17 protein-coding genes are annotated in these 17,685 nt (G+C 75.0%); 8 read left to right on the top strand and 9 right to left on the bottom strand.

What is annotated here, in order from left to right:
* Positions 1-110 precede the first annotated feature (110 nt).
* On the bottom strand, positions 111-413 hold the full coding sequence (locus ITJ44_RS11700) for a hypothetical protein (RefSeq protein ID WP_194635696.1): 303 nt from the start codon (positions 411-413) through the stop codon (positions 111-113).
* A gap of 221 nt (positions 414-634) precedes the next feature.
* Here ITJ44_RS11700 and ITJ44_RS11695 point away from each other — a divergent pair, with 221 nt between their 5' ends.
* The 4 genes from ITJ44_RS11695 to ITJ44_RS11680 all read left to right on the top strand — a co-directional run bounded on the left by ITJ44_RS11695 (position 635) and on the right by ITJ44_RS11680 (position 5,834).
* The gene (locus ITJ44_RS11695) at positions 635-1,666 is read left to right on the top strand and encodes a hydrolase (RefSeq protein WP_194635694.1); all 1,032 of its coding nucleotides are present in this window, start codon (positions 635-637) and stop codon (positions 1,664-1,666) included.
* Positions 1,667-1,745: 79 nt separating this feature from the next.
* Entirely contained in the window at positions 1,746-2,672 is a 927-nt protein-coding gene (locus tag ITJ44_RS11690; protein WP_370551685.1) for an ABC transporter ATP-binding protein, read from the top strand.
* Complete coding sequence (locus ITJ44_RS11685; RefSeq protein ID WP_370551684.1) at positions 2,669-3,658, top strand: iron-siderophore ABC transporter substrate-binding protein; 990 nt, start codon at positions 2,669-2,671, stop codon at positions 3,656-3,658. The genes ITJ44_RS11690 and ITJ44_RS11685 overlap by 4 nt, the downstream gene beginning before the upstream one ends.
* Before the next feature lie 19 nt (positions 3,659-3,677).
* Positions 3,678-5,834 carry an iron ABC transporter permease gene (locus ITJ44_RS11680; protein ID WP_194635692.1) on the top strand — a complete coding sequence of 719 codons (2,157 nt, stop codon included), beginning with the start codon at positions 3,678-3,680 and terminating at the stop codon, positions 5,832-5,834.
* Between the two features lie 19 nt (positions 5,835-5,853).
* On the opposite strand, the gene ITJ44_RS11675 is transcribed toward ITJ44_RS11680, so the two are convergent.
* From ITJ44_RS11675 to ITJ44_RS11655, 5 genes are all read right to left on the bottom strand, one after another.
* The gene (locus tag ITJ44_RS11675; RefSeq protein ID WP_194635690.1) at positions 5,854-6,996 is read right to left on the bottom strand and encodes a DUF3592 domain-containing protein; all 1,143 of its coding nucleotides are present in this window, start codon (positions 6,994-6,996) and stop codon (positions 5,854-5,856) included.
* Positions 6,997-7,131: 135 nt separating this feature from the next.
* A complete protein-coding gene (locus ITJ44_RS11670; protein ID WP_370551683.1) occupies positions 7,132-7,302 on the bottom strand; it encodes a hypothetical protein in 171 nt (56 codons plus the stop codon).
* 295 nt (positions 7,303-7,597) lie between these two features.
* The gene (locus ITJ44_RS11665; protein ID WP_194635688.1) at positions 7,598-8,014 is read right to left on the bottom strand and encodes a putative immunity protein; all 417 of its coding nucleotides are present in this window, start codon (positions 8,012-8,014) and stop codon (positions 7,598-7,600) included.
* Positions 8,011-8,541: a GNAT family N-acetyltransferase gene (locus tag ITJ44_RS11660; RefSeq protein WP_194635686.1), complete on the bottom strand. Its 531-nt coding sequence runs from the start codon at positions 8,539-8,541 to the stop codon at positions 8,011-8,013. The genes ITJ44_RS11665 and ITJ44_RS11660 overlap by 4 nt, the downstream gene beginning before the upstream one ends.
* A gap of 71 nt (positions 8,542-8,612) precedes the next feature.
* Entirely contained in the window at positions 8,613-10,307 is a 1,695-nt protein-coding gene (locus ITJ44_RS11655) for a ribonuclease J (protein WP_194635684.1), read from the bottom strand.
* 495 nt (positions 10,308-10,802) lie between these two features.
* On the opposite strand from ITJ44_RS11655, the gene ITJ44_RS11650 reads away from it, so the two are divergent.
* Both ITJ44_RS11650 and ITJ44_RS11645 read left to right on the top strand, forming a co-directional pair.
* Positions 10,803-12,335 (top strand): SulP family inorganic anion transporter, encoded by a 1,533-nt coding sequence (locus tag ITJ44_RS11650; protein ID WP_194635681.1) that lies wholly within the window; start codon positions 10,803-10,805, stop codon positions 12,333-12,335.
* A gap of 179 nt (positions 12,336-12,514) precedes the next feature.
* Positions 12,515-13,015 (top strand): hypothetical protein, encoded by a 501-nt coding sequence (locus tag ITJ44_RS11645; protein WP_194635679.1) that lies wholly within the window; start codon positions 12,515-12,517, stop codon positions 13,013-13,015.
* A gap of 33 nt (positions 13,016-13,048) precedes the next feature.
* On the opposite strand, the gene ITJ44_RS11640 is transcribed toward ITJ44_RS11645, so the two are convergent.
* Positions 13,049-13,909: a LuxR C-terminal-related transcriptional regulator gene (locus tag ITJ44_RS11640; protein WP_194635677.1), complete on the bottom strand. Its 861-nt coding sequence runs from the start codon at positions 13,907-13,909 to the stop codon at positions 13,049-13,051.
* Between the two features lie 177 nt (positions 13,910-14,086).
* Here ITJ44_RS11640 and ITJ44_RS11635 point away from each other — a divergent pair, with 177 nt between their 5' ends.
* The gene (locus ITJ44_RS11635; protein ID WP_194635675.1) at positions 14,087-15,466 is read left to right on the top strand and encodes an NAD-dependent succinate-semialdehyde dehydrogenase; all 1,380 of its coding nucleotides are present in this window, start codon (positions 14,087-14,089) and stop codon (positions 15,464-15,466) included.
* A 77-nt stretch (positions 15,467-15,543) separates the two neighbouring features.
* The gene (locus ITJ44_RS11630; RefSeq protein WP_194635674.1) at positions 15,544-15,873 is read left to right on the top strand and encodes a hypothetical protein; all 330 of its coding nucleotides are present in this window, start codon (positions 15,544-15,546) and stop codon (positions 15,871-15,873) included.
* 69 nt (positions 15,874-15,942) lie between these two features.
* Here ITJ44_RS11630 and ITJ44_RS11625 read toward each other — a convergent pair whose 3' ends face one another.
* Positions 15,943-17,283, bottom strand: a complete 1,341-nt coding sequence (locus tag ITJ44_RS11625) for a nucleotide disphospho-sugar-binding domain-containing protein (RefSeq protein WP_194635672.1) — start codon at positions 17,281-17,283, stop codon at positions 15,943-15,945.
* 79 nt (positions 17,284-17,362) lie between these two features.
* Positions 17,363-17,527: a hypothetical protein gene (locus tag ITJ44_RS11620; RefSeq protein ID WP_194635670.1), complete on the bottom strand. Its 165-nt coding sequence runs from the start codon at positions 17,525-17,527 to the stop codon at positions 17,363-17,365.
* Positions 17,528-17,685: the final 158 nt, after the last annotated feature.

Here is a 17,685-nt window from a genome sequence, read left to right as displayed (position 1 = left end):
CGGGGCGGGCAGCCCGCGGGCGGCGGCGGGGGCGGGGATCGGCGCGGGGTCCGGGGCGGCGGTGGGCACGGGTCCACGGTAGCGATGCGGGGGCACCGCGCGCGGGAGGGTCAGGGGTGCGCGGGCGGCGGGTCGTCGGCCGGCGGGGGATCCGCGGCGGGCGGGAGATCGGCGGCAGGCGGGAGGAGCAGGCCGGCGGCGCTGGCGCCGAGGCGGCGGAGGATCGCGCGGCACCCGTATCGGACGAGGCCGGGCAGCCGCGGGATGCCGGCGTCGTGGGCCGCGAGGGCGCCCGCCGCGCGCCGGGTCGCGCGGAGCGGGTCGTCGTCGGCGGGATCCCCGGGCCACACGTCGTGCAGCGCGCGGAGCCGCTCCTGCAGGAGGTCGTCGTCGCGATCGGGGCTGCTCAGCACGCGCCGGCTCCCGGGGCGATGCGGCGCGCGCGGCTGCGGTGCGGGCCGCGGGCGCGCCACGGACCGGCGGCCGACGGCGTGCGCGGGTGCGGTGCGTGCGGCATGGGACCTCGGGCTGTGCTCGGACGGGAGGTCCATGAGGCTACGGGCCGCGCGGATCCGGCGGCGCGGCTCCTGCACATGCCGCGGCGCGCTAGGTTCGGCGGGACCCGGGGAGGCACATGGACGAGGGGGCCGTCGAGGCCGCACCGGATGCCCGCGACGGCACCTGGCGCGTGCGGGAGCTGCGGCTCGACCGGATCCACCGCGAGGTCGTCGTGCGGATCACGGGCGGTCTCGTGGCGCTCGCCGACCCGGCGGAGGGGGTGCTCGGGCGGCTCGACCTGTCGATCAGCGACGGCGTGGTCGACCGGCACGTGCACCTCGGCCTCGTGGAGCACGCGGCGCTCGCGGGATCGCCCGTCACGGCCGTGGTCGACCTCGGGTGGGATCCGGCGGAGATCGCCCGCATCGCCGCCCGGCCGCCGGACGGTGTCGCCGTCCGCTACGCGGGTCCGTTCCACACCGCCCTGGGCGGTTACCCCTCCGATCGCGCGTGGGCGCCCGCGGCCGCGGTGCGCGAGGTGGCGCGCGCGGAGGACGCGGCGGGAGCCGTGGCCAAGGCCCGGGCGGGCGGATCCGGCGCGGTGAAGATCGTGCTGCACGACGGCGGTCCGCTCCTCGCCGACGACGTGCTGGCCGCGCTGGTCGACGCCGCGCACGACGCCGGGCTCCCGGCCGCCGTGCACGCGGAGGGCGCGGGGCAGGCGGCGCGCGCGATCCGCGCCGGCGCCGACGTGCTCGTGCACGTGCCGTGGACCGAGCGGCTGGACGACCGGGCGCTGCGGGTGTCGGCGGAGCGGGACGTGCTCTGGATCTCGACCCTGGCGATCCACGACGGCGCCGACCTCGCGACGGCCCTCGAGAACGCCCGGCGGTACGTCGCGCTCGGCGGCCGGATCGCGTACGGCACCGACCTCGGCAACGGCGACCTCCCGGTGGGCCTGAACGCGCGGGAGGTCGAGCTGCTCGGCGAGGTCGGGCTGCGGGGCCCCGCGCTGCTCGACGCCGTGCTGGGCAGCGCGCCGGGCGAGATCGCGCACGCGCTGGCGAGCGCGGATCCGCTGCCGTCGTCCCCCGATGCCACGGCGGCGCAGCTCGTCGCGTGGCTGCGCGGGGCGCATCGGCTGGGCGCGGGGGGCCTGCCGCGCTGAGCGGTCGCCGGCGCCGATCGGGCCGCGCCGCCGGCCACGGGTTGTCGCCCGACGTGAGGTTAGGCTAACCTCACCTATCGTGACCTCCCCCGCCTCGACCGCCCCGATCGCGCGCGCCGCGGATCCGGATCCGACGCCCGCGTCGCCCGCCGCATCCGCCCTCGAGGCCCGCGGCATCACGGTCGCGTACGGCGACACGGAGGTCGTGCACGGCGCGGGGCTCGAGATCCGGCCGGGCTGCGTCACCGCGCTCGTCGGCCCGAACGGCAGCGGGAAGTCGACGCTGCTGCGGACGATGGCGCGGCTGCAGGCGGCGCGCTCCGGGTCGCTCGTGCTGCGCGACGAGAGCGGCGACGGGACAGGGGCGCACGGCGCCGACGCCCGCGAGTCCGACGCCCTCGACCTCTCCCTCCGCCGCTTCGCCCGCCGCGTCGCGCTCCTCACGCAGGGCCGGCCGACGCCCGGCGGCCTCAGCGTCCGCGACGTCGTCGAGTTCGGCCGCTACCCGCACCGCGGCCGATTCGGCGGGGCGGATCCCGAGGGCCGCGCCGCCGTGGATCGCGCGCTCGACCTCACGGGCCTCGTCGCCCTCGCCGACCGCGGCGTCGACCAGCTCTCCGGCGGCCAGCTCCAGCGCGTCTGGCTCGCGAGCTGCCTCGCCCAGGAGACGGGGGTGCTGCTCCTCGACGAGCCCACCACCTACCTCGACCTCCGCTACCAGGTCGAGCTCCTCGACCTGGTGCGCGACCTCGCCGACGACGCATCGATCGCCGTCGGCGTCGTCCTCCACGACCTCGATCAGGCCGCCGCGCTCGCCGACACCGTCGCGCTGCTCTCCGACGGCCGGATCGTGAAGACCGGCACCCCATCCGAGGTGCTCACCCCCGACCTCCTCACCGAGGTCTACGGCATCCCCGTCGAGGTCCACGCGGACCCGACGACGGGCAGCCTGCGCACCCGCGCGGTCGCCCGCCACCACCACAGGAACGAGAGGCTCCACCCGTGATCACGAGACGACGAACCCTGGCGATGACCGCCCTCGCCGCCGCGACAGCCCTCACGCTGACCGCATGCGGCACGACCGAGGAGGCATCGACGGGCACCGGCACGACGCCGGCCGGCCAGCAGATCACCCTCACCGACGGCACCGGCGCGGAGGTCACGCTCGACGGGCCCGCGACGAAGGTCGTCGGCACCGAGTGGAACGTCGTGGAGAACCTCGTGTCGCTGGGCGTGGATCCCGTCGGCATCGCGGACGTCGCGGGCTACAGCGCCTGGTCGTCGGCCGTCCCGCTCGTGAACGAGCCCGCAGACATCGGCACGCGCGGCGAGCCGAGCGTGGAGACCATCGCGTCGCTCGCGCCCGACCTCATCGTCGCCACCGACGACCTGCCCGCGGACGCCGTGACGCAGCTCACGGCGATCGCGCCCGTGCTGCAAGTGAAGTCGGCCGACGGCGCGAAGCAGATCCAGCAGAGCGAGGACAACCTCGAGCTCATCGCGAAGGCGACGGGCACCGAGGACCAGGCGACGAAGGTCATCGACGGCTACGACCAGGCCGTGGCCGACGCGAAGGCGAAGCTCGACGCGGCCGGGGTCGCGGGATCGAAGTTCCTGTTCGCCGACGCGTACGTGGACGCCGGAGCCGTCACCGTCCGCCCGTTCGGGAAGGGCTCCCTCATCGGCGACGTGACCACCGAGCTCGGCCTCGAGAACGCGTGGACGGGCGAGGTCGACCCGGCGTACGGCCTCGGATCCACCGACGTCGAGGGCCTCACGACCATCGGTGACGTGCAGTTCCTCTACAACTCCAACTCCACGCAGGGCGACGACCCGTTCACCTCGACGCTCGCCGGCAACGCCGTCTGGCAGTCGCTGCCGTTCGTCACGGCGGGCGAGGTGCACCGCATGCCCGACGGCATCTGGGCGTTCGGCGGCCCGGCGTCGATGACGGCGTACGCGAAGGCCGTCTCCGACCTGCTGGCCGGCTGACCCGCACCCCGCCGAACCGATGACCGCTCCCGTCCGCACCGCGCCCCCGTCGGCCGACGCCCCCGAGGCGTCGGCCCGCGCGGCGGCGATCCCGGATCCCGCCCCGTCGCCCGCCGCCGTCGCGCGCGCCGACGGGGCCGGCCGGATCCCGGTGCGGGCGATCGCGGTCGTCGCCGTCCTCGCGCTCGTCGTGGCGGTGCTCGCGGTGATCGACGTCACCCAGGGCACCGCAGCGGTCGGCCCGCGGGAGGTGTGGGAGGCGCTCACCGGGCGCGCGACGCCGGGCGACGCGTCCGTCGTGGTCGCGTCCCGGCTGCCGCGCATGGCCGCGGGGATCCTCGTGGGCCTCGCCCTCGGCGCCGCCGGCGCCGCCCTCCAGACGGTGAGCCGCAACGTGCTCGCCTCGCCCGACACGCTCGCCGTGAACGCGGGCGCGTACGCGGCCCTCGCGGTCGCGGCCGTCACCGGGCTCACGCTGCCGGTGCTCGCCGGCGCGGGCGTCGCGTTCGTCGGCGGGCTCGTCGCGGCGGCGGTCGTGCTCGCGGTCTCGGGCCTCGGATCCGGCACCGTGCGCCTCGTGCTCGCGGGCAGCGCGCTCGCGCTCGGCCTCGGATCCGTCACCAGCGCGCTCCTACTCCTCTTCCCGCAACAGACCAGCGGCCTCTACCGCTGGGGCCAGGGCGGCATCGGCCAGAACGGGTTCGACGCGGTCGCGCAGATGGCGCCCGTCGTGGTGGTCGCGCTCGGGATCCTGCTCCTCATCACCCGCCGCCTCGACGCGCTCGGGCTCGGCGACGACGCCGCCCGCAGCCTCGGCGTGGACGTGCGGGCGACCCGCGTGATCGCCGTGCTCGCGTCGGTGCTGCTCGCCGCCGCCGCCGTGACGGTGGCAGGGCCCATCGGCTTCGTCGGCCTGTACGCGCCCGCCTTCGTGCGGCCGCTGCGCCGGCTCGTGCCGGGCGTCCGCCGCTCGTGGGTCTTCGTGCCCGTCGCGGGCCTCATGGGCGCGGCCGTCGTGCTGCTCGCCGACGTGCTGCTGCGCGCGGTCGTCGGCGCCGAGGCGTCGGTCGCCGTGCCGACCGGGCTCGTCACCTCCCTCATCGGCGCGGTCGTGCTCGTGGTGCTGGCCGTCCGCACCCGCGACAGCGCGACGCCCGCGCCCACCGAGCGGCACGGCGTGATCACCCGCCGTCGCGCCGCGCTCGTGGTCGGCGCGCTGGTCGCCGTGCTCGTCGGCCTGCTCCTCGCCTCCGTGCTCCTCGGCGACGCGAAGCTGCTCCTCGGCGACCTCGCGAACGGGATCCGCGGCACCGCCGGCCCCGTCGTCAGCTACGTGCTCGACACCCGCGTGCCGCGCGTGCTCGCGGCCGTGCTCGCGGGCGCCGCGCTCGCGCTCGCGGGCGTGCTCGTGCAGGCCGTGACCCGGAACCCGCTCGCGGATCCCGCGATCCTCGGCGTCTCCGGCGGCGCGGGCCTCGGCGCCGTGCTGTTCGTGACCACCGCGCCGCTCGCGTCCGGCTGGGGCATCGCCGGCGCGGCCGGGCTGGGCGCGCTCGCGGCGGCCGGCGTCGTCTTCGGCCTCGCCGCGCGCGGCGGCTTCCCGCAGAACCGGCTCGTGCTCATCGGCGTCGGCGTCTCGGCGGGCACGGCCGCAGCCATCAGCATGATCATCGTGCTCACCGACCCGTTCAACGGGGCGAAGGCGCTCACCTGGCTGTCCGGATCCACCTACGGCCGCGGATTCGACGACGCCCTGCCGGTGCTGGCCGCGCTCGTGCTCGCGGTGGCGGTCGCGGCACCGCGGCACCGGATGCTCGACCTCGTCGCCCTCGACGACGACACCCCGCGCCTTCTCGGCGTCTCGCTCGGGCGCTCCCGCCTGCTGGCCCTCACGATCGCGGTGGTGCTCACGGCGACGGCGGTCGCGGCGGTGGGCGTGATCGGCTTCGTCGGCCTGGTCGCGCCGCACGCCGCCCGCGCGCTCGTCGGATCCCGCCATGCGCGCGTCGTGCCCGTCGCGATCCTGCTGGGCGCCGCCCTCGTGACCCTCGCCGACCTGCTCGGCCGCACCGTGATCGCCCCGGGCCAGCTCGGCGCGGGCCTCGTGACCGCGCTCGTCGGCACCCCGTACTTCGTGTGGCTGCTGTGGCGCGGGCGGGTGGCCAGGGGGCGGTAGTCCGGCGCGGGTCCGGCGACTACCGCGTCAGCGCCGTGATCAGCAGCGCGGTCGCCGCGCCGATGATGCAGAGGCCGATCGCGCCGCCCGCCGCCCACAGGCCGATGAGCGTGGAGCGGCCCGCGCCCTGCCGGAGCCCGAGCGACCGGCCCGTCTCCACGATGCGGGCGCGCTCGGCGTCGGGGCTGAACGCCGTGAGGGTCCCGCCCGGCACGAGTCCCAGCTGGATGATCCGGCGGTACCGGACGCGCCCGGACACGATCGAGAACGACAGCCCGAGACGCGGCACCATCCCGGTCGCGCCCGCGGTCCAGGTCAGCGTGCGGAGGGTGTCGGTGATGCGGAACCGGTTCCGCCGCTCGTCGACGCGCACCGTGTAGGTGATGCTGTCCCGCACGTCGGAGTACTGGAGGATCGACCACCAGCGCGCGTCCGCCAGCGCGTACCCCACGCGGAATCCGTCCGGTCGCGGCTCCACCGTGAACGGGGTGCCGTCGAGGCCGGCCGCCACCCGGCGCGCGAACCGCTCCGTGGCGGTGCCGGCGGCGGTGCCGGTGCCGGCCGCGGCAGCGGCTGCGGCGACCTCGGGGTACGCCGTCGACTCACCGCTCGTCGCGGGCATCTCCGCGCGCACGGCGTCCGCCGCGTCCTCGGCCTCGCGGTTCCGCCGCGCGCGTCGCACGGCGGACGGCGCGGCGACCAGGATCCCGCCGCCGAGGAGCGTCATCGCGATCGCGAAGACCAGCCCGAAGCGGGAGCCGCCGCGGGCCTCAGGGGTGTCGATGAGGGCGCCATCGGGATCCGCCGGGTCGTAGACGACGGGGATGGTGGAGCCGATCGTGAAGTCCGCCGCTCGACGGCTGCACTGCGACCGGTCGAGCACGGTGTGCGTCGAGCCGTCGGCGGCCGTGAAGCCGTAGCGCGGGCAGACCTCCCTGCCGGAGTTCCGGCTGCGGTCCGTCGCGGAGTCGATCGTGACCACCTCGGTCAGCGTCGCGTCCGCGGTGACGCCGGCGCCGTCCGTCAGGGCGTCGCGCGCGCCCGCCTCGTGCAGCGCCGAGACGATGCCGAAGACGCCGGTCCCGGTGATCAGCGCGCCGACGACGCAGAAGAGCAGCCCCCGCAGGACGGGTCGCGTGCGGAAGATCCTCAGAGCGCGCATGACCGTCCCGTTCCCCTCGGCGCCCGAGCCGTCGGTGCCGCACGAGACGCGTGCGCGCACCGGATCCCGGGCCTCCTCGGAGCCTATCGGCCGGGATGCCCGCGCGGTCCGGCGGTCCGGCCCGCGCGCCCCGCCCTACTCGTCGTCCCCGCCCGTGGAGCTCGCGACCGACAGCTGCCCGACGCCCACGTTCGCGCCGCGCACGCTGCCCGTGACCGAGTCGGCCCAGGTCCAGTCGGCGACCTCGGGGATGTCCTCGCCGTGCTCGCGCGTGCACTGGCGCGCGCGGAGGCGCGCGTCCTCCATCCGCTGGCGGAGCGGCCCCTGGGTGCGGCGTCGGACGCGCCCGCGTGGGCCGGCGCCTGACCGGCCGCAGCGGCGGCACGGGGTCGGAGGCGTCCCGGGACCTCGGTCCCTGTCCCGGGGAGAGGCGCGATGGGACGGTCGGGTGCGCGCCGCATCAGCGTCGATGCGGTGCGTGCGGATCACCGCGCCGCAGGCGCCCGAGGGAGATCGTGGCGGCCGCGGGCAGCGCGCGCCCGGGCCGCCCGCGGATCCGGTCCGCCGCGCAACCGCCCGGCCCGTCGCGCCGCCGGACCTCTCAGCCGAAGACGTACGCGGCGAACTCCGAGGGCACATTCTCGCGCTGCCACTCCAGCTCCGCCACGAGCGCCTCGCCCGACAGCGCCTTCCGCGTGTACCGCGGGATCTGGCGGCCGTGGGCCGCCATGTGGGCCACGGCCGCGGCCTGCCCGACCGCGCGCGCGACGGCGGTCGCCTCCGCGGATTCGGCGTCGCGGGCGGCGGCATGGCAGGCGAACGCGAGGGATCGCATCGCGCCGACGCCCAGACTCCCGTCCGCGAACGCGGCCGCGCCGGTGATGGCGTCGCGCAGCCGGCCGTCGTCCGGGCGCTCGGCGGAGAAGGCCGGGAGGAGCCGGGCTCCGCACGCCGCCGCCCAGACGATGAGCCGCCGACGGTCGCCCTCGGCGAGCGTCAGGTCGGTCGGGTCGATCATGCGTCCAGCTCGCGCCCCATCTGGATCCGCCGCCCGAGCCGATCGAGGCCGAGCCGCGCCTCCGTCTCCACGAGCGCCGCGTGGAACGGCGTCGCGGGCGGCTCCTCGGCGAACCCCATGCGCGCGTAGGCGGGCGCGTTCCACGGCACGTCCGCGAACGTGCGCAGCGTGATCCGCCGGTGCCCGCGGCGCCGGCCCTCGGCGGCGGACGCCTCGACGAGCGCGCGGCCGTGGCCGCGGCGGCCGTGCTCGGGCGGCACGGAGACCTGCTCCAGGTGCGCGAGGCCGTCCACTTCGAGGACGTGCGCGAAGCCGACGAGCACGGCGCCGGGTCCGCCGCGGGATCCCGCGACGGGATCCTCCGCGACGAGCAGGAACCCCGGCTCCGCGGCCCGCGCCGCCCCGGTCGGCGCGGGCGGCCAGTCCTCCGGCGCCAGGAGGTCGACGAGCAGGCGGTCGGCGTCGTCCTCGATCCGCTGCAGCGCGTCGAGGTCGCCGTCGGCGGCGAGGTGGATCCGGGTGGGCATGCTGCATCGTACGAGGGGCGCGTGCCGGGCTCAGCCCCGCACACGCCCCCGTCGCGTCTCCGCGGGTCGAGCTAGTCGGCGTCCACCACGATCACCGTGACCACCGGCGTGCGGCGGTGGCGGCGCTGGAGCCAGCGCTGCAGGCCGTCGCTCATGGCGCGCTCGGCGGCGACGCCGTCGAGGTGGCGCTTGGCGGCCGCGTTCTTCAGGGCGGTGCTGATCGCGGCCTCGGCCTCGGGGATCCAGCCGTCGTGCTCCACGAAGCCGCGCGTGATGAGCTCGGCCGGGTGGATGAGCTTCTGCTCCTTCTCGTCGAAGATGCCGAGCACGGTGATCTGCCCCTCGGCGGCGAGCGTGCGGCGCTCCTCGAGGGCGTCCTCGGTGGCGACGCCGATGGTCATGCCGTCGACGAAGACGTAGGGCGCGGGCACGCGGCCGGAGATGCTGGCGCGGCCGTTGACGAGGTCGACGCTCACGCCGTCCTCGATGACGAGCGCGTTCTTCACGCCCGTGCTCTCCGCGAGCGCGGCGTTGGCGACCAGGTGGCGCCACTCGCCGTGCACGGGCAGCACGTTGCGGGGCTTCACGATGTTGTAGCAGTACACGAGCTCTCCGGCGCTGGCGTGGCCGGAGACGTGCACCTTCGCGTTGCCCTTGTGCACGACGTCGGCGCCCCAGCGGATGAGGCCGTTGATCACGCCGTAGATGGCGTTCTCGTTGCCGGGGATGAGCGAGCTGGCCAGGAGGATCGTGTCGCCCTCGCCCACCTCGATGATGTGCTCGCGGCGCGCCATGCGGCTGAGCGCGGCCATCGGCTCGCCCTGCGACCCGGTGCAGATGAGCGTGACCTTGTCATCCGGCAGCTTGTTCAGCGCCTTGAGGTCGATGACGAGGCCCCGCGGGATGCGCAGGTAGCCGAGGTCGGAGGCGATCTTCATGTTCCGCACCATGGAGCGGCCCACGAACGAGACCTTGCGGCCGTGCTTCTCGGCGGAGTCGAGCACCTGCTGGATCCGGTGCACGTGGCTCGCGAAGCTGGAGACGACGATCCGCTTGGGCGCCGTGCGGAACACCTGCTCGATGGCGGGCGCGATGTCCTTCTCCGGGGTGACGAAGCCGGGGACCTCCGCGTTGGTGGAGTCGACGAGGAACAGGTCGACGCCCTCCTCGCCGAGGCGGGCGAACGCGCCGAGGTCGGTGAGGCGGCGGTCCATCGGGAACTGGTCCATCTTGAAGTCGCCCGTGTGCAGGACCATGCCGGCGCCGGTGCGGATCGCGACGGCGAGGCCGTCGGGGATGGAGTGGTTCACGGCGACGAACTCGAGGTCGAACTTGCCGGCGCCGATGCGGTCGCCCTCCTTGACCTGGCGCGTGACGGGCTTGATCTTGTGCTCCTCGAGCTTCGCGCTGATGAACGCGAGCGTGAGGCGGGATCCGATGATGGGGATGTCGGGCCGCTCCTGCAGGAGGTAGGGGACGCCGCCGATGTGGTCCTCGTGGCCGTGCGTGAGGACGATGCCCGTGATCTTGTCGAGGCGCCCGCGCAGGGTGCTGAAGTCGGGGAGGATCACGTTGATGCCGGGCTGGCTCTCCTCGGGGAAGAGGACGCCGCAGTCGACGATGAGCAGCTCGCCCTCGTACTCGAACAGCGTCATGTTGCGGCCGACGTCGCCGAGGCCGCCGAGGGGCGTGACGCGCAGGCCGCCGCGGGGCAGGCGCCCGGGCTTGGCGATGTCGAGGGCGTGGGCGTGGGAGGTGGGAGGCATGGTGCCTTTCTGGTCAGGTCGTGCGGGTGATGCCGAGGTGCGCGGATCGTGCTCGCGCGGTTCGTGCGTGGAGACGGTGCCTCCGGTGATGTTCAGGGGCCGTCCGCGAGGACGGGTGGTGCGGCGCCGGGTCGCGGACGACGGGGGCGGGAGCGATGCGCGTCGTGCTGGTGCCGTCTCGCGCCCGGTCGGATCAGGGACCAGCCGGTGTCGACTGGGGTCCGTGTCACGGTGGGGAGCGGCGGTGCGCGATGCGCGGTCAGGGTCGAGTCTCCCATGCCCGCGCCGGGGAGTCCGCCGGGGCGCTCCGCGCGCGCCCGCTCGACGAGCCGAGGTGACGCCAACCCTCCCTTCACGTTAGGGTTGGCCGCAGGAGCCCCGCTCCGATCCCCGTCCCCTCCCGGCCGTCCGGACGGCCGCCCGTCACCCGCGCGACGACGCGCCCACGACCTCATCAGAGCGGGCGCGCAGCCCGCGACAGAACGGAGTCCCTCCATGGCCTCAGGAACAGCCACCCCGACCGCCGTCGCGCCGCCCGCGCGACATCCCAGCCCCACCGTCCTCCAGGCGCTGACGAGCCCGCGCCTCCTCAGCCGCGAGGTGCTCGCGGGCCTCGTGGTCGCGCTCGCGCTCATCCCCGAGGCGATCTCGTTCTCGATCATCGCCGGCGTGGATCCGCGCGTCGGCCTCTTCTCCTCGTTCGTGATGGCCGTCGCGATCGCGTTCCTCGGCGGCCGGCCCGCCATGATCACCGCGGCCACGGGCGCCGTCGCGCTCGTCGTGGCGCCGGTCGTGCGCGACCACGGCCTCGACTACCTCATCGCCACCGTCATCCTCGGCGGGATCCTGCAGGTCGTCCTCGGCCTCCTCGGGGTCGCGAAGCTCATGCGATTCATCCCGCGCAGCGTGATGGTCGGGTTCGTCAACGCGCTCGCGATCCTCATCTTCTCCGCGCAGATCCCGAACCTCGTGGGCGTGCCGTGGCTCGTCTACCCGCTGGTCGCGGCGGGGATCGCGATCATCGTGGTGATGCCGCGGATCACGAAGGTCATCCCGGCGCCGCTCGTCGCCATCGTCGTGGTCACGGTCGCGGTGGTCGTCACCGCGCTCGCCGTGCCCACCGTGGGCGACGAGGGCGCGCTGCCCGACAGCCTGCCGACCCTCTTCATCCCGGACGTGCCGCTCACGTTCGACACGCTGCGGATCATCGCGCCGTACGCGCTCGCCCTGGCGCTCGTCGGGATCCTCGAGTCGCTCATGACCGCGAAGCTCGTCGACGACATCACCGACACCCCGTCGCGCAAGACCCGCGAGACGCTCGGCCAGGGCGGCGCCAACATCCTCTCGGGCCTGTTCGGCGGCATGGGCGGCTGCGCGATGATCGGCCAGACGATGATCAACGTGAAGGCCTCGGGCGCCCGCACGCGCATCTCCACGTTCCTCGCGGGCGTCTTCCTGCTGATCCTCGTGGTGGGCCTCGGCGACGTCGTCGCGATCATCCCGATGGCCGCGCTCGTGGCCGTGATGGTCATGGTCTCGGTCGGCACCTTCGACTGGCACAGCATCCGGCCGTCGACGCTGCGCCGCATGCCCGTGGGCGAGACGCTCGTCATGGTGCTCACGGTGATCGTCGTGGTCCTCACCGACAACCTCGCCATCGGCGTCATCGTCGGCGTCATCGCCGCGATGATCGTGTTCGCCCGCCGCGTCGCGCACTTCGCCACGGTCGAGCGCACCGTGCGGGTGGACGCCGACGGCGTCGAGACCGCGCACTACGCCGTGATCGGCGAGCTGTTCTTCGCCTCCAGCAACGACCTCACCACGCAGTTCGACTACGCGGGCGACCCGGAGCGCGTCGTCATCGACATGTCCGGATCCCACGTGTGGGACGCCTCGACCGTCGCGGCCCTCGACGCCATCACGTACAAGTACGAGCGCCACGGCGCGCGCGCGGAGATCACCGGCATGAACGACTCCTCCGCCGCCATGCACGGCCGCCTCGCCGGCCGCCTCGGCGCCGGGCACTGACCGCGGCCGCCCCGATACACCCGTCCGAGCCGGGTCCCGCCGGACGTTGGACGACCGACCAACGACCGCCCCGGACGCGTGCGCCGGGGCGCCGCCTGCCGCAGTCTCTTCCTCGTCGGCATCGCCGATTCGACACCACGACAGATCAATCCGAACCCCTATTGGAAGAGGACGAAATCATGAGCAAGCTGACGTCGAAGAGCACGAAGATCATCGCCACGGCCACCCTGAGCGGTGCGCTGATCGCGGGGCTGAGCGGATTCGCCGCGGCCCCCGCCCAGGCCGCAGAGCCGGCACCCGCTGCATCGAGCGAGGTGAACAGCCCCATCACGGGCAGCGTCACCCTCGACCCGGTGGCCATCGTCGGTGCCATCAGCGAGGCGGTGAACGACCAGGGCGACCGCAACGGCGCCGTGCTCGCCGCGCTCGACGTGGGGTACTACAACGCGGGCAACCCCGACCGCCTCACCGTCGCGGTCGTCAACAAGAACCAGCCCATCGACGTCACCGGCGCGATCGTCGATGCGCAGCCCATCGACATCAAGGGCGGCAGCTACGTCATCTACTGGTTCGACGGCCCCGGTCGCGTCACCAACAACGGCGACGGCGGCTTCCTCAACTGGGGCGTGCTCGGCAACCAGGTGAAGACGGACAACGTCATCAGCATCAACGGCGGCTGATCCCCTCGAGAGCGCTGCACCGCGACCGCCCCGTCATCCTCCTGGGATGGCGGGGCGGTCGTCCGTCGTGCCCGTGATGGCACGGGGCTGCGCCGCCGCGCCGCGGGGTCGCCGCACCCGCCGGGACCGGATCACGCCGCGCACGAACGCTACCGAGACGAGCGGCGTGCGGTTCGGGGCGTTCCAGCTGCGCATGAGGCGGCCGAGGTGCCAGGCCACGGCCTGCCTGCTGTACGAGGTGGCCCGCGCGATCTCGTCGTTCGACATCCCGTACGCGGTGAGGGCGAGCATGCGCTCCTCCACGTCGTCGAGGTCGGCGGCGCGGGCCACGAGGTCCAGCTCCGGCTCCGCCTCGGGATCCGCCGCCGCGGTGACGGGCACCGTGACCGCGACGGGCACCGCGGCCGGCACCGCGGGCCGCGCGGCATCCTCCGCCCGGTGCTGCGCCCACGCCTCCACCCAGCAGGTGCCGAGCTCGTGCGCCACGTGCGACGCCCGGGCCATCGCGACGATGAGCATCCCGTTCCGCTCGGCGACGGCGGCCTGCATCACCAGCGCGAAGACGCGGAGCGCGGGCAGGGCACCGCGGAGGGCGACGGAGAGGTCGACGTCCGGCTCGGCGGCGCTGCGTCGGGCGACCGCTCGCAGGTCGTCGAGGCAGGAGGCGGGGAGCGGGCGACCGTGCTCGACGGACGACAGCGCGGATCCGAGCACCAGCGGCACGATCTCGGCGTACCGGAGGCGGAGCCAGTCGCGGCCGGCGGGCCGGACCTCGTCGAGCGGGCACTGCAGCAGCAGCGCGTGGAACTCGTCGACGCGGGCGTCGAGCCGCAGCCCCAGCGGTTGTCCCGGGCGCATCGCCCTCGTCTGCTCGGCACCCCGGACGTCGCTCATCGGATCCCCCCCCCAGGAATGCGCGCGAGGCGACGACGATGCGTCCTCCCCCGCTCACGAACGTCCCACAGTCCGCGCCCCGGCTCAAGGGCCCGGACGCGAACGGGGGGAGCGCCACCCGCTCGATATCGTGGGCCCATCCGCGTGACCCGCGCGGCAGCAAGAGGAGGAGCCCCCATGAGCAGCTACGCCGTCACCGATCCGACCACCGGCGAGACCGTCGCCGAGCATCCCGAGATCACCGACCAGGAGCTGCAGGAGGCGATCGCCGCCGCCGAGGGCGCGTACCGCGGCTGGTCGCGCCGCACCACGATCGCCGAGCGCGCCGCCCTCGTCGCGCGCGTCGCCGAGCTGCACGTGGAGCGCCGGGACGAGCTGGCGCGGATCATCGTGCGCGAGATGGGCAAGCCGCTCGACCAGGCCCTCGGCGAGGTCGACTTCGCCGCCGACATCCTCGGCTACTACGCGCGGAACGCCGAGGAGTTCCTCGCCGACGAGGCCATCGCGCTCGCCGACGGCACCGGATCCGCGTTCGTGCGCCGCTCGGGCCTCGGCGTGCTGCTCGGGATCATGCCGTGGAACTTCCCCTACTACCAGGTGGCCCGGTTCGCCGGACCCGCGATCGTGACCGGCAACGCGATCCTGCTCAAGCACGCGCCGCAGTGCCCGGAGTCGGCCGAGGCGATCCAGAAGATGTACCGCGACGCGGCGGCCGAGCTGGGTGCCGACGCGGGCGTGTACGTGAGCGTGCTCGCGACGAACGCGCAGATCGAGGGCGTGATCGCCGACCCGCGCGTGCAGGGCGTCTCCGTCACGGGATCCGAGCGGGCGGGCGCCGCCGTCGCGGAGATCGCCGGGCGGCACCTGAAGAAGGTCGTGCTGGAGCTCGGCGGATCCGACCCCTTCATCCTGCTGTCGACGGACGACCTCGACGCCGCCGTCACGGACGCCGTCGCCGCCCGCCTCGACAACAACGGCCAGTCCTGCAACGGCGCCAAGCGCTTCCTCGTGATGGACCACCTCTACGACGACTTCGCCGCGCGCTTCACCGCGGAGCTCACGGCGGCCCAGCCCGCGGATCCGATGGCCGACGGCACCCTGCTCGGCCCGCTCTCCTCGCGCGCCGCGACCGAGCGGCTCGCGGAGCAGCTGGCCCGCGCGGTCGACCAGGGCGCCACGGTGCTCGCGAGCGGCGAGCCCGTGGGCAACCTGTTCCCGCCCGCGGTGCTCGCCGACGTGACCCCCGAGATGGACGCCTACCGCGAGGAGTTCTTCGGCCCCGTCGCCGCGCTCTACCGCGTGCGATCGGAGGAGGAGGCGGTCGCGCTCGCGAACGACACCCCCTTCGGCCTCGGCTCGTACGTCTACACGACGGATCCGGAGCAGGCGCTGCGGGTCGCCGACGGGATCGACGCGGGCATGGTCTGGGTCAACCTCGTGCTCGGCGATGCGGCCGAGCTGCCCTTCGGCGGCGTGAAGCGCTCGGGCTCGGGCCGCGAGCTCGGCCGCCACGCGGTCGACGAGTTCGCGAACCGGAAGCTGATCCGCATCGCGTGAGCGTCCGTGTCGCCGCACGGGCCGCGACGGGGGCGCGCAGCCGTCGCTGAGGCGCGGCCTGCGAATACCCTGCACCCATGACGGATCCGCATGACGCCGCCCTCCGCCCGCGATCCCGCGCCTGGCGACTCGGCTGGCTCAGCCTCATCGGGCCGGCGGGGGTCGCCGCGTCGATCATGGGCGCCTGGCTGGTCCCCCAACCGCAGTTGCTGATCGGGGCGGTGCTGTTCGCTGCCGTGTCGATCGCCACCCTCGTGATCGGGATCGTGGGCGTCCGGCGGGGGATCGGCGAGGCGCGACGGCATCCGGCGGAGCGGCCGCGCCTCATCGGGGGCGGCATCGCGCTGTCCTCCGTCGGGCTGCTCGCGTCCGGTGCCGTGATGCTCGTGATCAGCGGGATCCTCTGAGAGCTCTCGCAGTACCGCCCGTACTGGCCAGCTGGCCAGCTAGCTCGCTAGCGGCCGAGCCCGGCCCGCTCAGGCGTCGTGCGTCGCCGACGGGCCCCGCCGCGCCGCCACGGCCGCGTCCAGCCCGGCCGCGATGACGTCCAACGGATCCGGGAGCGCGGCGATCGCGGTGGCGAGCTCCCGGCTGCGCGCGCGGTACGACGGCGTGCTGAGGACGTCGCGCACCGCGCTCCGGATCGCGCTCTGCCGCGGTTTGCCCGTCCGCAGGTCCTTCCCGCATCCGGCCCAGGCGACGCGGGCCGCGACCTCGGGCTTGTCCTCCGTGGATCCCGCGACCACCAGCGGCACGCCGTGCGCCAGCGTCCGCTGCACGCCGCCGAAGCCGCCGTTGGTGACGACCGCGCTGCAGAGCGGCAGGAGCAGGTCGTGGGGGAGGAACTCCGCCACGCGCGCGTTCGCGGGGAGCGGCCCGTCGAGCGCGCGCTCCAGCTCCGCGAGCGGGCGCCCGCCCGTGGAGGCGATGACGAGCACGTCCTCGTCGGCGAGCGCGCGCAGCGTCGGGACGACGAGCCGGCCGAGGTCGACGTTGTCGATGGTGCCCTGGGTGACGTGCACGACCGGGCGGTCGCCGACCAGGTCGGGCCACCAGTCCGGCAGCTCCGCGTCGTGCGCGCCGCCCGTCGCGGGCCGGAGCGGCCCCACGAAGCGCACCGTGTCGGGCAGCTCGCGGCGCGGGTACTCGAGGGCGGAGACGCTCAGCTGGAAGAGCTCGTCGAAGGAGAGGTAGGGGAAGTCGAAGGTGTCCGTGCGCGAGGGCGCCGCGCCGATCTCGGCGAGCACGGCGTCGACCGCGCGCCGGAGCGGGCGGGTGAGCCCGGGACGGATCGCCGCCGTCAGCGCCCGGTCGCGGAGATGGCCGAGCGGTCCGCGACCGGGCGGGAGGGCCGCGCCGAACGGCGCCGCGTCGACGCTCGTGAGCGTCACGGGCGTGGTCGCCAGCCCCAGGACGGGGAGGCGGTCGGCCCGGGGGAGCTCGACGTAGGGCGCGACCCCGGTGAACGCCGACTCGCTGAGCACCGCGTCGAACCGGCCCTGCTCCAGGAGCGCGAGGAGCGCGCGGTGCTGGCCGGGGATCACGCGCACGAACATGGCGATCATGCCCGTGCGGATCGCGGCGACGCCACGCGCGGCGTTGGCCTCGCCGAGCAGGCCGTCGAGCTGCGCGTCGTCGAAGTCGACGTCGGCGGGCAGCGCGGCGAAGGTGAGCCCGGCCTCGATGACGACCTCGCGGTACTTCGCGCCCGTCAGCAGGGTGACGTCGGCGCCGCGGGCGACGAGGCCCCGGCCGATGGCGACGAGCGGCGCCAGGTGGCCGTAGATGGGCGGGGCGCAGAGGAGGTACGAGGACATGTCGCGGCTTCCGTCGGGGTGGGGCGCGCCGGTCGGGTACGGCGGCGGGGCGGGTGGGGGAGGTGAGCGGGACGGTGGCTCAGGTGGCGGCGGCGGGCGCGACCGGATCCGCGAGCAGGAGCCGGTGCAGCCCGACGGTGCCCGACACGAGGGACGTGCCGACGACGAGGGCGGCCACGCACCCGGCGCCGAGGGCGGCCGCCGCGCAGAGGAGGGGCAGCGCGCGGTGCAGGGGATGACGCATGCGGGGGGCTCCTCGGTCGGGTGCGCGGGGACCCGCGGTCGGACGGTGCACCGTAGCGAGCGGTCCCTGGAGGTCAGCGGATCTGTCCACACGCAGCGCACCGCGGCGTGACCGGGGAGCGGCGCCGACGTCGGCGCGTGTCTCCGTGTGACGCGCCC

This window comes from Clavibacter sp. VKM Ac-2873 (genome assembly GCF_015351075.1).
In the GTDB taxonomy this organism is placed as follows: domain Bacteria; phylum Actinomycetota; class Actinomycetes; order Actinomycetales; family Microbacteriaceae; genus Clavibacter.
The sequence above is the reverse complement of the archived record's forward strand: the minus strand, read 5'-3'. Positions and strand labels throughout refer to the sequence as shown.